Consider the following 13,622-nt stretch of genomic DNA (forward strand, 5'->3'; position numbering starts at 1 on the left):
GATCGCTTGACGGCGCAAAGGCCGCAAATTTAACTGGCGTAGCAAAAATGAAACTAAAAACCTACGCTAAATTTCTCCTGACCGCAAAATCTCCCGCGGCAAAAATCCAAAAGCTAAATAAAATTAAAAATTATCTTGCGAAATTTGACTTTTAAGAGGGCGGGCAAGAAGGAAAGCTTGCAGTCAAATTTGGCTCTCCAAGTCGGTAAAAAAGGTGGGAGGCGTGACCTTAAATTTAGCCCAAGAACTTGGCAAAAAGCGGATGGCAAGCGGGGGTGTAAAGCACTAATTAGACGCGTTTTACCGCGCTTTGGTTTTACAAAAACGGGCAAAAAGGAGCTAAATTTGAACTTTTTAATACGCAAAAGCAACCGATTTTAGCGCGCTACGGTCAAGGCAGTTTTAGCGCCGAAATTTAAAAGCCGACTACCGCGAGTTTTCCCTACTTTTTTAGCGATTATTTTATAAATTAAAAGCCTGCCTTAAATCTATTTTTTATATAATCAACCAAAGTCAAGATAAAGGATGCTTATGTTTAGAAAAACTTTTGTTTTATTGGTTGCGCTCTTTACGGCGCATTTGTTTGCGGGCGACGCGTACTTGCACACGAGCGAGTCAGCCCAAAAAGGCGTAGCGCAGGCTCAAATCGCGCTTCCAAAAAATGTCACGGGCGGCGATATTTACGTCGGACTTTTTAAAGATGCCCCAAAGACGCAAGCCAAAGCGCCGGTCGTAGTTTTCCTGCACGGCTCATCTGGTATCAACAACAAAATAGGCCTTGACAAATGGCAAGAGTGGCTAGCAAAAGAGGGCATAGCAAGCTTTATGTTTGATAGCATGGCCCTAGAAAACAGGATAACCTACAAATCTCCGGCAGATAAGGAGATTTACGAAAAGGTCCATTCGCTACGCTCTAGCGAAATCAAAATCGCCTTGAAAGCGCTAAAAAACACTGAATGGGCGGATACGAGCAAGCTATTTTTAGCCGGCACCAGCGAAGGCGCGGTGGCTGTAGCCAGATACGAGGGCAATGACTTTTTGGGCAAGGTTATAAACTCTTGGTCGTGCGAGGAGAATTACTTTGTAAAAGAACATAAAACGGCGCTTAGCGATACGCCGGTTTTAAATTTAGTAAGCGATCAGGATAAATATTTTTCTCAAAAAAATAGCTATCTAGGCAACGAAAACGCCACCGGAAACTGCGCCGCAGCCTACGGTGACAAGAAAAACGCGATAGTTTTACTCTTGCCTAATGCTCCGCACACGCTCATAAATTTGCCAGCCGCGCGCTTTGCGACCGTTTCTTTTATCAAAAGCATACTTGAGGGCACGTTTGACGCCGATACGATCGGCGACTAACGACTAATAAATTTGCGGCGACGAGGTCTATAAATTTTGTCGCCGCGCTTTTTGCAGATGCATAAAATTTGAGCCGAATTTGAGCGGTCTCGCGGCAAAATACTTCGTTTTATATTTTTTGTATTCAAATTTAGTTAATTTGTTTTAAATTTTAGCATTTAAAATTTGAGTCAAATTTTGCAAATCTTAGCTCCGCATTTTATTTGCCAAGACCGGCATTTTAAAAACGTTAAAATTTGAGCCGCTATGCCGCGCGTCTCTTACCACCGATAAATTTTATCCTCATAAGCGATCAGTCTAAATTCCTCTTTGTGGTTGCCGTTGCCGATCGTGTGGCTGTCTTGGCCCGCGCCGAGGCGTAGTTTATGTAGCCTGCCGCCGTATGTACCCACAAAAAGCACGCTACCGTCCTCGCTTAGAGCCATAGACTTTATCGTACCGCCCAGATAGTGGCGCCAAATTTTACGCCCGTCCTTGCCGACTGCTTTTATGTAGCCGTATGCGTCGCCGAGGATATAAAAGTCCCGCGTCGCTACGCCCGCGTAAACCCTCATCGCATCGTCGATCAGCGTGAAATTTTTCTCGCCATCTTCGTCATACGAATAAGCCTCAACATCCACCCCTTGCTTTAGAGCCGCCCTGTCCACGCCGATCGTGACGCCGTTGTAGAAGTGGCAGGAGTTCGCTATAAGCTGAGTATCGTCCGCGCTAAATAGACAAAAGTGCGGATACGAGCTCTGCGCGCCGATGCTGCCGAGCCGCTCGCCCTCGCTATCCATCAGGACGTGATCGCCGCACTGCTCGCCAGCGACGATAAGAGCGTTGTCGCTTGATAGCGCCGCGTTGGCCATGTCGATGTAGAGTGCAGCGTTGCCGTCATCGTCCTCGTAGAGCTGCCTGTCCTCATAGATCGGATGGATAAGCTTCGCGCCGCTTTGCGAGATCAAAAATATCCCGTCGTGGCAGCTCAAAAGCGCCTTGCTGCCGTCGTTAAACGGTAAAATTTCAGCCTCGTCGTATGTTAGCTTCACGTCGTGGCTAAATTTTGCGATAGGCTCGCCGCCGCCCTTGCCGTCGTAGCCTTTTATGAGTTCAACCTCGCCCTTTCTAAGCAGGGCGTAAATTTCGTTTCGCTTTGATTTGCCCACCGTAATGACGCCCTCTGCGATAACGCTAACGCGCTCGCCTTCTAGCAGATATAGCTTCTTACGCCAGCCTTCAGGATCGCTTTGCGAGACGACAAAAAGGACGTTCTCGCTGCGCAAAGCACAAATTTGATCGACATTGCCTAGCTTGTCTCCTATTTTATCCTTCTCGTCAGTATTATCTGCTTCATCCTCGCACTCCTCAAAGATAATGTTTGACGGCGGAAAATCGGCTCTAAATTTCACCGTTTCGCCCCGCTCGTTGGCTTCCTTTAGCAGCTCAAAAACCGCCTCGCAAAGCTGCGTCATACCCTCGCGCTCATCGACTGGTTCCTCGCCCTCATAGGCGTCCCAGCCGTGAATCTCCGCAAACGACACCATATCGTTTACTGCCTTGGCGTATTTCTCGCCCTTTTCATTCCACTCTTTTTGCCACTCTGCCTTAAGCGCCTCGTAGTCCAAGTTTTTCATTGATTTTCCTTAGGTTTGTTATTCGCCTTTTCGCTGCGATTCGCGAAATTTTAGCCAAGTCCGCTAAAGCTAAATTTAACGCAGTAAATCAGCAAAACGCTCTTAAAATTTGCCATCAACCCAAGCTTGCCGAATTTAAGACGCGTAAATTTGAGCACAAAACCAGCCTCATACGCCCGCTAGCTCCGCCAGAGCTTTGCTATCAGCTCGCTATCCTCGTCCGCGAGTTCAAAGCCGAAAATATCGATATTTTCAAGCAAAATCTCTTTGCTAGCGGAGTTTACTACCGCGCAAACCCCGTGCTGTACGAGCCAGCGCAAGATGATTTGTGACCGCGTTTTGCCGTATTTTTCGCTGATTTGCGCGAGCGCGGGCTCTTTTAGCTCTTCGCCGGGCTCATATAGCAGCTGTACTTGCACGTCATGGTCGGTCACCTTGCCGCGCGCAGCAAAGCGCCGCAGATAGGAGCTAGAGCGCGTCTGATAAACCGCGGGTTTAACTTCGCTACCTTGCTCGATTTTGGCTAAATTTTCGACTCCAAATTCTCCAGGGTAATCGCAAATGCCGATCGACGCCGCAAGTCCCTCACGGTAAAGCCGCTGCAAAACGCGCCAAGCAAGGCTAACATCGCCCGCCCCTACGCGCAGTAAAAGTAGATCGACGTAGTCGGTATTTAGTTTTTTTAGTGAGCGCTCAAAGCTTTTTATCATGCCGCTTTCATTGCCGTTTTGAGCCTCGAGCGCGCTTTGGATAAATAGCTGTCCGCGCTCTAAGCCGCTAGCCGCAAATGCAGCTGCTACACCCTCCTCGTCTCCGTCCGTATCGATCAGGCGGTAGCCTAGGCCTAGAGCCGCCCCCAGCGCATTTTTGTCTTTCAAATCATCAAATTTAGCTGCACTAAGTCCGACGATCGGCATCAAAATTCTATTATTTAGCGTGAGATATGGTGTCATCGCAGCAAGCCTCTCGCCGAGATTTTTCGCACCGCTTAGATCTACGCCGTCCGTCAAATTTACCGCATTGGTCTTGCTAGTCTGCTCGGCAAACAAATCCAGCCCTACAGCAAGCCCCGCCGCACAAGTCGCCGCGCCCTTTATGAAGTCCCTTCTTTGCATTTTCGCTCCATTTTTGATTTTATCGATTGCTTGGCTAAATTTAAATTTGCAAAACAAAAGGCACCGCCGCGCCCAAATTTATTTAAAATCACGGAAATCTAAAATTTGCTTGCGACAAACAAGGTCTGAAAAAGCCACATTTAAATTTATCTAAATGCGCCCGAGTAGAAACTTATGCTCGTCAAACGCGGCCCAAAGAGCTAAAAAGTCAAATTTAGATCTCAAACGCGCACGAGCTTGGCTGTCCGCCTTCAAATCCCTTTTTAAACCACGTCATGCGCTGCTTTGACGAGCCGTGCGTAAACGAGTCTGGCGTCACGCGGCCTTGATATTTTTTCTGCAGCGCATCGTCGCCTATCGCGCTTGCTGCATTTAGCGCCTCCTCGATGTCGCCGTCTTCTAGCACCTTATAGCGCCCCATGTAGTGCGCCCATACGCCCGCATAGCAGTCGGCTTGTAGCTCGACTTTGACTTGCAAGGCGTTTTGCTCTATAGGGCTTTTTGCGCGCGATTTTAGCTCGTTTATTTTACCGAGCGTGCCTAGTAAATTTTGCACGTGATGTCCGACCTCGTGGGCGATCACGTATGCCTGCGCGAAGTCGCCCGCGGCCTTGTATTTAGCCTCCAGATCATCAAAAAAGCTAAGATCCAGATAGACTTTTTTATCCGCGGGGCAGTAAAAAGGCCCCATCTGCGAGCTAGCCGTGCCGCACGCGCTAGAAACGCCGTCTCTAAAAAGTACCAAGCTAGGTTCCTTGTACTGCGCGCCGCCCGCCTTAAACACCTTACTCCACACGTCCTCGGTCTGCGCCAGCACCGCAGAGACGAAGGCAACCTTTTCTTTCTCCTGCGGGCTATCTAGCGCCGCCCTTTGAGTGCCCGCGCCACCGCCATCAAGTAGCGCGAGAGGGTTAAAGCCCATAAAATACGCGACCGCGCCGATAACTAGCACCACGCGGCCAATGTTTGAGCCCAGCAAAAATCTGATAATCGGTATGAGTGCGCCCAGCGACCCCATGCTGTTTACGCTGTTTTGCCGTCTATCCTCGACGTTGTCGCTTCGTCTGCTGTCTTGCCATCTCATTTTTTACTCTTTCGTTTTGGATTTTTTCTTAAATTTAGCCGCGGGTTGCGCTGTTTTCTTGTCACTTGGTGCTAAATTTAGGGCATATTTTAGCGACTATTTATAAATTTATCGCTTTAGCCCGCCATTTCGCTCAAATTTGACGCGGTAAATTTGATGGTAAAAGTTGAGTTTAAACAAAGCAAAACGGCACGGCGCAAAATAAGCCCACATAGCCGAGCCGTCAAATTTGAAGTTTTAAATTTAAAATCTAGCTCTAAACCGATCCAAAATTCGCCCCAAAATTCTTGACAGCAAGATCCCAAAAACTATACTGATGCCGTCTGCGACGATATCTAGTAGGCTAAAATAGCGATTTGGCACAAACGACTGCATGATCTCTATCTGGATACCGTATGCTAGCAAAATAGCAAACTTTGCACCCAAATTTAGCCTACAAAAGCCAAAATGCAAAGTAACGTAAAGCGCGGCGAATGCAATGAAGTGATTTGCTTTATCCCAGCTGTTTTCGACGAGTTTTATCTGCGCTGGCGTGAGGGCTAGGTACTCTATCGATATCAAAAATATAAAGAAAAGTGCGGCGGAAATTTTGGAAAGATTCATGGATTTTAAGGGGTTGTTTTTAAACAAGAAGCGCCGCTTAGCGCTTCTAAATTTATTAAATTTAACTCTTACATCTTATCTTTTGCAGCGATACCAATTAGACCTAGAGCCGTTTTTATCGAGAGTGCGACGACGGCGAAAAGCTTTAAAAGCTCGTCTTCGTTTTCGCTGCCTACGACGCGATTTTCGTTGTAAAATTTATGAAAATTCGCCGCCAAGCTCTTTAGGTAGTCGCAAATTTTATTTACCGCGCGCGTGTTAAAACTATCAACTAAGATATCGTTTAGCGTGAGCGCCTCAAATAGCAAATTCTTGCCGTCTTCGTTCAAATTTGCAAATTTAACGCTCGCGACATCGGCGACGTTTTTGCCCGCTTTTGCGAAGATTTGATTGATCCTGGCGTGCGCGTAATTGATATAAAATATCGGGTTTGAGCTATCCTCGCGCTTTAGTTCATCCACGTCAAACTCCAGATGCGTGTCGCAGCGCTTGCTAAGGAATATAAATCTAAGCGCCTCGTAGCCGATCTCCTCGACCACGTCGCTCATCAGCACGACGTTGCCCGCGCGCTTGCTCATCTTGTAGGCTTCGCCATCTTTTAGCAGGCTCACCATCTGCGAAAGTATGATTTCAAGGCGGTTTTCGTCGTATCCAAGCAGATGCAGCGCCGCCTTCATACGTGCGATGTAGCCGTGGTGGTCGGCGCCCCAGATGTTGATGCAGCGGTCAAATCCGCGCCTAAATTTATCGTCGTGATATACCACGTCGCCGGCTAGATAGGTGCCGCGACCGTCCTCGCGCACGATGACACGGTCTTTTTCGTCGCCGACTTCGCTTGATTTTAGCCAGATTTTACCCTCGCTCTCGTATATGCCGTTCTCGCTTTTTAGGCGTTCTAGCGTGAGAGGGAGCTTGTCATAGTAGCTCTTTTCGCTGGCCCAGTTTTCGATGAAAATTTGCGCGTCGGCTAAATTTTGCTTGATCAAAACCAGCACCCTATCCTTGCCAAACTCGGCGAGTTCTAGATTTCGGCTCTCGTCGTAAAATATCTCTTTGCCGAATTTCTCTAGCGCTTCTTTTGCGATAGGCTCTATGTAGTCGCCGCGGTAAAATTTCTCCGGATACGCCACTCTCTCGCCGAATAAATTTTCGCGCGCCCAAAGCGATATGGACGTTCCTAGAAGCTCGATTTGATTGCCTGCGTCGTTGATGTAGTATTCAGTCGAGATATTTTCGCCGATATGAAGCCCGACGCGAGCTAACGTATCGCCGAAAACCGCACCCCTAACATGCCCGATGTGAAGCGGACCAGTCGGGTTTGCGCTGACGTACTCGAGCAAAATTTTCTCGCCGCTAGTTCCGCCGCCTTTTGCAAACTCGCTCGGATTTGTAAGGCTAGCCGAGGCAAATTTATCCAAAAATGCAGGCTTTAGTTTAAAATTTATATAGCCGTTTAGCGCCGTTGCCTCGAAAACTTCGCTATTTTCAAATTTAGACGCTAGCTCGGCGGCTATTGCTACGGGGGATTTTTTGAGCTGTTTTGCCAAACTAAAAGTAGGCATCGCGTAGTGCGCCAAGCCCTTATCTTTTGGCTTCTCCAGCGCAAAGTCAAAGTCCACGACGCCTTTTATTTCGTTTATTACGCTTTTTTTCAACGCCTTTCCTTACGCGTTTTTAGCCGTATCTTCAGTCTTTGCGGCGGTTGCGGTTTCTTCTTTTTTCTCTTCTACTTTTTCTACGTTCTCGGCTTTTTTATCATCTTCCATTTCTGATTTGAAGCTCTTTATTCCCTTACCTAGGCCTTTTGCGAGCTCAGGGATCTTTTTCGCTCCAAAAAGCAAGACCACGATAAGTAAAATAATAAGCAATTGTTGGACGCTTGGACCCATTTTTTCTCCTTTTAATTTTCGTTATATTAGCATAATTTTATCAATTATTCCATTTGTTAATAATCTCTTTTGCGTCTAAATTTGACGTTTTTAGGCGCATCGAGCGCAAAATCCCGCGCAAATTTTCATAGCAGTTTTGCAAGTCGTCGTTTATCAAAAAATAATCGTACTCTAAGATATGCTCCATCTCGCCGACCGCATTTATCAGCCGTTTTTCGATGGTTTCCGCGCTATCGGTGCCGCGATTTTGCAACCTTGATTTTAGCTCGTTTTTGCTAGCTGTCGTGATAAAAACGGAGGTAATATTTTGGGCAAATTTTGATTTTGCGATATTAAAACCCTGCACGTCGATATCAAAAATGGCAATTTTGCCCTCTTCAAGCGCGTTTAAAACGGGCTTTAGCGATGTGCCGTAGTAGTTGCCGTGCACGCACGCCCACTCCAAAAACTCATCCGCGTCTATACCTTTTTTAAACTCGTCTTCGCTTGTAAAATAATAATTCACGCCATCGGTCTCGCCCTGCCTCGGCACTCTTGTTGTGCTTGATATCGAAAAATAAAGATCGTTTTCCTCTTTTAAAAGACGGTTTAAAAGTGTGCTTTTTCCGCTACCGCTGGGGCCGGAGATAATTAAAATTTGCCCCTTCAACTACTTTTCCTCAAAGCTTATATTGATTTTTATGTTTAGGTTTTTTAGAGCCTCTCGGAGCTCGCCGTCTTGCAGCGAATTTTCTAGATTTTTAGCCACAGCGTCTGAAATTTGAGCCTTAAGCTCGTCTATTTTTGAGGCCGTTTGAGATTTGTGCAAGCCTAAATCCGCCGCTTCGCCGCTCTCAAATCCGCTCTCGTTAAGCGCTAAAGCCATATCTTTTTCGCTGATTTGCTCGATGTCGCCATACTCGCTCGGATCAATCTGCGGCTCTATTTCAGGCTCGTTTTGCATGGCTTCGGACTCACTGATTTCTTGTGCGTCTTGCTCGAGATTTATTTCCGTCTCGCTTTGATCGTCTGCGGCAAAAATATCATCCGCAAGCTCGTCATCTAAAACATCTTGCGTCAAATTTGCTTCGCTCTCAAAATCCTCTTTCTCTTCCTCGCCCGCTAAGTCCATATCGTCTAGCAAAAACTCATCGCCCAAGGCGCTATTTTTGACCTGCACCTCTTGCTCGTCTGGCTCGTCGGATTTCATATCCATATCGGCAAAGATATCCTCTTGCTCCTCAGCTTCTTCTATTGCAAATTTATCGTCATCTTCCGCTTGTTCAAGGCTTTGCAGAGCTTCACGCTCGTCCGCACTATCCATATCGACAAACTTGGCCATATCAGGCTCGTCCGCCGTTTCAAATTTAGCATCCAAAGGCTCATCGTCTGTATCCAAATTTTCTGACAGCTCGTCCATCTTGTCTATTTCGTCGATTTGATGCTTGATATCCTCGATACTACCGTCAAAATCAAGCTCAAATTTATCATCAATCTCTTCATGCTTGTCTTCGCCATCTACAACAAGCTCTGCCGTGCCGAGTTCAGGCTCGTCGGCCATCTCCAATTTGCCACCAAGAAGCTCATCCGGCGCATCTATATCCGCAGAAAGATCGTCAAATTTATCGTCTTTTGCAGCGATTTCAAACTCATCAAACTCCGTCGGCTCATCGTCCGCATCGTCTAAATCCAGCTCATTGCCTTCGAGCTTTTCGCTTAGCTCATCCATATCGTCGATAGCCTTTACGATCTCGTTTAACTCGTCAAAGGCGCTATCTTTACCAGACGCCGCTTGCGAAATATCGTCAAACTCGTCGTCTAGCCTAAGCTCGCCCGGATCCAGCTCCATGATCTCGTCTTCAAAGACGTCTTCGGCCGGATCGTCCATAAACTCAAACCCTTTGACTGAGATCTCGTCGGTTTCGTCTTTTGCCGCAGCAGCAGGCTCGGCGCTCTTTGTTTTACTCGCCAGATCCTCCACGATAGTGATAAATTCCGTCGGCAAAAACGGCTTTGGCAGTATCCTGTCGGCATTTTCAAAGGTCGGAGAATTTTTAGAAGAAAGGTATAAAATTTTATTTGCGAATTCTTTTAGGTTCATCTCTTTTACGTCGATATCGCTATCCAAGATAAGCACGTCAAAAACGCCGCTAAGCTCGCTGGCGTCGCCGATCTCGACGTATTCGTAACCCATTTTGCTAAGAGCCAGCGTCGCCAAGCGCGATACTGCGGGGTTGGCGTTTACAAGAACGATTTTCACGAATTCTCCTTTTTATACCTAAAAAACGTATTTTAAAACATTTTCCATTACTTCAAGCTTAGTTTTAGAAAAATAGCGACGGAAGATCGTTGATAACGCGAAGCACGAGCTGCCTAAAAAGCTCCATCATGCCCGCTAGTATAGCGATCAGCACGGCAAAGCCAATCGTGATCTTGATCGGATAGCCAACAACCAGTAGGTTAAACTGCGGCATCGTCTTCATCAACATACCGAAAATCAAATCAGAAAGCAGCGAAAGCGCCAAAATCGGGAAGGAAATGATAAATCCAAAAGTAAATAAATTTATCATGGACTTTGAGGCGTACTGCACTATATCGGGACTCGGGTAAAAGCCGCCTAACGGAACGTGCGTAAGCGAATTTGAGATAAAAAGCAGGATAAGATGATGCCCGTCGAAAGCCAAAAATGTCATGAGTGCGAGGAAATTTATGATATTTGAGATAACTGGCGAGCTAAGGCCGGTCTGTGGGTCCAGCACCGAAGCCATCGAAAAGCCCATGATCATCGATATCTGCTCGCCAGCTAACTGCAAACTGGCAAAAACGATGTGAAGCAGCAGTCCTGCGCAAACTCCCAGCGCCGCCTCGCTAACGATCTCTACGGCCAGATAGTAAATCTCGCCGCTTTTGATACTAGCAAGCGGAAATAAAAATAGCGTTAACAGAAACGAAAATGCGGTTTTGACGCTCATAGGGATCTGCTCGTGCCCGTAAAACGGAAAAAATAGCATCAGCCCGCCGATACGCGCAAACAGCAGCATAAAGGTGATGACGCGCTCGGGCGCGAAAAACTCGACTAGCTCCACCTGACTCTTTCGTTTTAAATTTAAATGCCGTTATTTTAGGGTTAAATCCTTGAAAATTCGGTAAATTTGAGAGCCGAATAAAAACGTGCGAAAATTTGGGCGTGATCAAGGGCTACAAAATACCGTTTTGTCTGCCAAATTTTATGCGTACCGTTGTTGCTTTTTAAATTTAAGAGGTTTAAATTTGGCGGTCGCTTTTAGCTTTTGTTTTGGGTTAAATTTTAGTTTGCCAGGGGTAAATTTAAAAAATCGCTACGTTTTATAAAATACGGCTACAAGACTAAATTTGATCATAAATTTTATTTGTTCAGAAGTGGTCGCTTTAGGCGGTTTGCGATAAATTTAAACTCGAAAAGCAGCTTGCAAATTTGAGCTTAAATTTTAAGCCATAAATTTGAAAACTCGTAGTCTGTAAAAAAATTAAATAGCTTCAGGAGAAATTAAGGAGAATTTTTTGTCTTCGAGGCGGTAAACTTCGTCGCATCTTTGCGCAAGTTCGTTGTCGTGAGTGACCAAAACCAGTGCCGCATCGTTTGCTTTGATATAATTAAACAGCGTTTGCATCACTTCGTTTGCGGTCTGTTTGTCTAAATTTCCCGTAGGCTCGTCGGCAAATATCACGCGCGGCTTTTTGCAAAGCACCCTAGCGATCGAGACGCGCTGCTGCTGTCCGCCGCTTAGCTCGCCTACTTTTTGATTCATTACGCCGTCTATCTTTAAATTTGCCAAAATTTCATCGTCGATTTTTTGATCGGACAAAACAGAGGCTAGCTCGATATTTTCGTGCGCGCTAAAGCCTTTAAAAAGATAGTGCGCCTGGAAAATAATACCGAAATCAAATCTACGAATGCGCAAAAGCTCGTTTGCCGATAGGTCGTAAAGCGATTTGCCACCATAGATAACTTCGCCGTTTTTTGGTCGCAAAAGAGTGGAAAGTATATGAAGTATAGTTGATTTGCCGCAGCCGCTGATGCCCGTTATGGCGCAACTGCCGCCGGCATTGACGCTTAAATTTACATTCTCAAAGAGCGTATAATCATACGCAAAGCCTAGATTTACGCCCTTTAAGATTTCCATAAATTTAGCCTATTTGAGCCGCAACCTCGGCTGCAAAGTCTTCGTTTTTCTTCTCTAGGCCTTCGCCAAGCTCGAAGCGAACGTATTTTACGATCTCGATTTTGCCACCTAGCTCTTTACCTTTTTCTTCAACGACTTGCTCGATAGTTTTTTTATCGTCCATTACGTAAAACTGTCCAAGTAGCGTAAGGCGCTGATCTAAAACGGTGTTATCAGCGTAAAATCTATCGATCTTGCCAGGGATGATTTTGTCCCAAATTTTCTCAGGTTTGCCCTCGGCTTTTAGCTCTTCTTCGATAGCTTTCGTAGCCTTAGCTAGCTCGGCATCGCCTATTTGGCAGCGGCTAGCATACTCTGGGATGTGGTGAAGCGGCTTGCCTAGGCGTTTTAGCTCTTCGTTATCTTTTTCAAGCTCGGCGCGAAGCGCGATAAATTCCTTCTCGACAAAATCTTTATCAAGGTCTTTATAGCTTATTACGCTTGGTTTCATAGCGGCTGCATGCATGCATAAATTTCTTGCAAATTCAGCCGCTTTGTTAGCGATTTCTGCGCTTTCGCAAGCTAGACCGATTAGCACGCCTACTCGGCCGTTTGAGTGAACGTAGCCGTTTACTACGCCTTTGTCGTCTGCTTTTATAGTCTCAAAGCGGCGAACGACTAGATTTTCGCCGATAGTAGCGATCTGGCTTTTGAAATAATCCTCAAATTTAACGCCGTTGATGACGCTTGCATTTAGGCTCTCGACGTCTTTTATCAAATTTGTTTGGATGTGCGCCGTAGCGTCTTTGGTCAAATTTTGAAACTGAGCGTTTTTAGCGACGAAGTCAGTCTCAGAGTTTATCTCGCTGATAGTTGCGGTTTTGCAGTGATCGCAAACAACAACGCTCACAAGACCCTCGCTAGCTAGGCGATCGGCTTTTTTAGCAGCTTGACCTAGACCTTTTTCGCGCAATATATCAACGGCTTTTTCCATGTCGCCGTTAGCCTCGGCTAGCGCCTTTTTGCAGTCCATCATTCCCGCTCCGGTTGATTCGCGGAGCTCTTTTACCATTTGTGCGCTGATTTCCATTACTCTTCGTCCTCGCTGAAGTCCTCAGAGAAGTCTTCATTAACAGCCTCGTTTACGACTGCGTCTTTTTCGGCTTGACTTACAGCCTCTTTGCCTTCTTCTTGCTCGCCGCCGTCTTTTTCAAGCTGAGAGCGTCCCTCGATGATAGCCTCAGCCATCTCCTGGCAGAAAAGCTGAACAGAGCGGATCGCGTCATCGTTGCCAGGGATAGGGAAGTCGATAACGTCAGGATCGCAGTTTGTATCGATCGGAGCTATGACAGGGATTTTTAGGCGGTTAGCTTCTTGAACGGCGATTTTTTCTTTTACGGTGTCGATGACGAAAATCATATCAGGCACGGTTTTTAGGTTTCTGATACCGCCTAGAGACGCTAGAAGCTTCTCTTTTTTGCGGCGAAGCATTAGCGCTTCTTTTTTGGTTAGTAAATTTATAGAGCCGTCTTCTTCCATAGCCTCGATTACTTCTAGCTTGCGGATAGATTGGCGGATAGTGCCGAAGTTCGTCATCATGCCGCCTAACCAGCGGTGATTTACGTACGGCATGCCGCATTTTTCAGCATACTCTTTTAGAGTTGCGCCGGCTTGCTTTTTAGTGCCTACGAAAAGTATAGTTTTACCCTCTGCAGCCGCGTCGCGAACGACGTTATAAGTGTAGCGGAAGTAGCGGATAGTTTTTTGTAGATCTATGATATAGATACCTTTTCTCTCGCCGAAAATGAATTTTTTCATCTTCGGATTCCATCTGC

13 protein-coding genes are annotated in these 13,622 nt (G+C 46.3%); 1 reads left to right on the forward strand and 12 read right to left on the reverse strand.

Features of this window, described 5'->3' with window-relative positions:
- Window positions 1-531: 531 nt before the first annotated feature.
- Window positions 532-1,359: an alpha/beta hydrolase gene (locus Q0546_RS01630; RefSeq protein ID WP_298789935.1), complete on the forward strand. Its 828-nt coding sequence runs from the start codon at window positions 532-534 to the stop codon at window positions 1,357-1,359.
- A 260-nt stretch (window positions 1,360-1,619) separates the two neighbouring features.
- On the opposite strand, the gene Q0546_RS01635 is transcribed toward Q0546_RS01630, so the two are convergent.
- From Q0546_RS01635 to rpsB, 12 genes are all read right to left on the reverse strand, one after another.
- Entirely contained in the window at window positions 1,620-2,975 is a 1,356-nt protein-coding gene (locus tag Q0546_RS01635) for a hypothetical protein (protein ID WP_298789937.1), read from the reverse strand.
- A 179-nt stretch (window positions 2,976-3,154) separates the two neighbouring features.
- On the reverse strand, window positions 3,155-4,090 hold the full coding sequence (locus tag Q0546_RS01640) for an aldo/keto reductase (RefSeq protein ID WP_298789938.1): 936 nt from the start codon (window positions 4,088-4,090) through the stop codon (window positions 3,155-3,157).
- A 214-nt stretch (window positions 4,091-4,304) separates the two neighbouring features.
- On the reverse strand, window positions 4,305-5,174 hold the full coding sequence (locus tag Q0546_RS01645) for a neutral zinc metallopeptidase (RefSeq protein WP_298789940.1): 870 nt from the start codon (window positions 5,172-5,174) through the stop codon (window positions 4,305-4,307).
- Between the two features lie 243 nt (window positions 5,175-5,417).
- Window positions 5,418-5,777 carry a VanZ family protein gene (locus tag Q0546_RS01650; RefSeq protein WP_298789955.1) on the reverse strand — a complete coding sequence of 120 codons (360 nt, stop codon included), beginning with the start codon at window positions 5,775-5,777 and terminating at the stop codon, window positions 5,418-5,420.
- A 68-nt stretch (window positions 5,778-5,845) separates the two neighbouring features.
- Entirely contained in the window at window positions 5,846-7,432 is a 1,587-nt protein-coding gene (gene argS / locus Q0546_RS01655; protein ID WP_298789942.1) for an arginine--tRNA ligase, read from the reverse strand.
- Window positions 7,433-7,441: 9 nt separating this feature from the next.
- Window positions 7,442-7,666 carry a twin-arginine translocase TatA/TatE family subunit gene (locus Q0546_RS01660; protein ID WP_002952710.1) on the reverse strand — a complete coding sequence of 75 codons (225 nt, stop codon included), beginning with the start codon at window positions 7,664-7,666 and terminating at the stop codon, window positions 7,442-7,444.
- 40 nt (window positions 7,667-7,706) lie between these two features.
- Complete coding sequence (gmk, locus tag Q0546_RS01665) at window positions 7,707-8,315, reverse strand: guanylate kinase (protein ID WP_298789944.1); 609 nt, start codon at window positions 8,313-8,315, stop codon at window positions 7,707-7,709.
- A complete protein-coding gene (locus Q0546_RS01670) occupies window positions 8,316-9,905 on the reverse strand; it encodes a saccharopine dehydrogenase (protein ID WP_298789946.1) in 1,590 nt (529 codons plus the stop codon).
- 64 nt (window positions 9,906-9,969) lie between these two features.
- A complete protein-coding gene (gene fliR, locus Q0546_RS01675; RefSeq protein ID WP_002952713.1) occupies window positions 9,970-10,731 on the reverse strand; it encodes a flagellar biosynthetic protein FliR in 762 nt (253 codons plus the stop codon).
- Between the two features lie 420 nt (window positions 10,732-11,151).
- Window positions 11,152-11,808 (reverse strand): ABC transporter ATP-binding protein, encoded by a 657-nt coding sequence (locus tag Q0546_RS01680; RefSeq protein WP_298789949.1) that lies wholly within the window; start codon window positions 11,806-11,808, stop codon window positions 11,152-11,154.
- A gap of 4 nt (window positions 11,809-11,812) precedes the next feature.
- Window positions 11,813-12,877 (reverse strand): translation elongation factor Ts, encoded by a 1,065-nt coding sequence (gene tsf / locus Q0546_RS01685; RefSeq protein WP_298789951.1) that lies wholly within the window; start codon window positions 12,875-12,877, stop codon window positions 11,813-11,815.
- Window positions 12,877-13,622: 30S ribosomal protein S2 (gene rpsB / locus Q0546_RS01690; protein ID WP_298789953.1), on the reverse strand; the 746-nt coding region annotated here is incomplete at its 5' end. The genes rpsB and tsf, both read right to left, overlap by 1 nt.

Source organism: uncultured Campylobacter sp. (genome assembly GCF_937997465.1).
Lineage (GTDB): Bacteria > Campylobacterota > Campylobacteria > Campylobacterales > Campylobacteraceae > Campylobacter_A.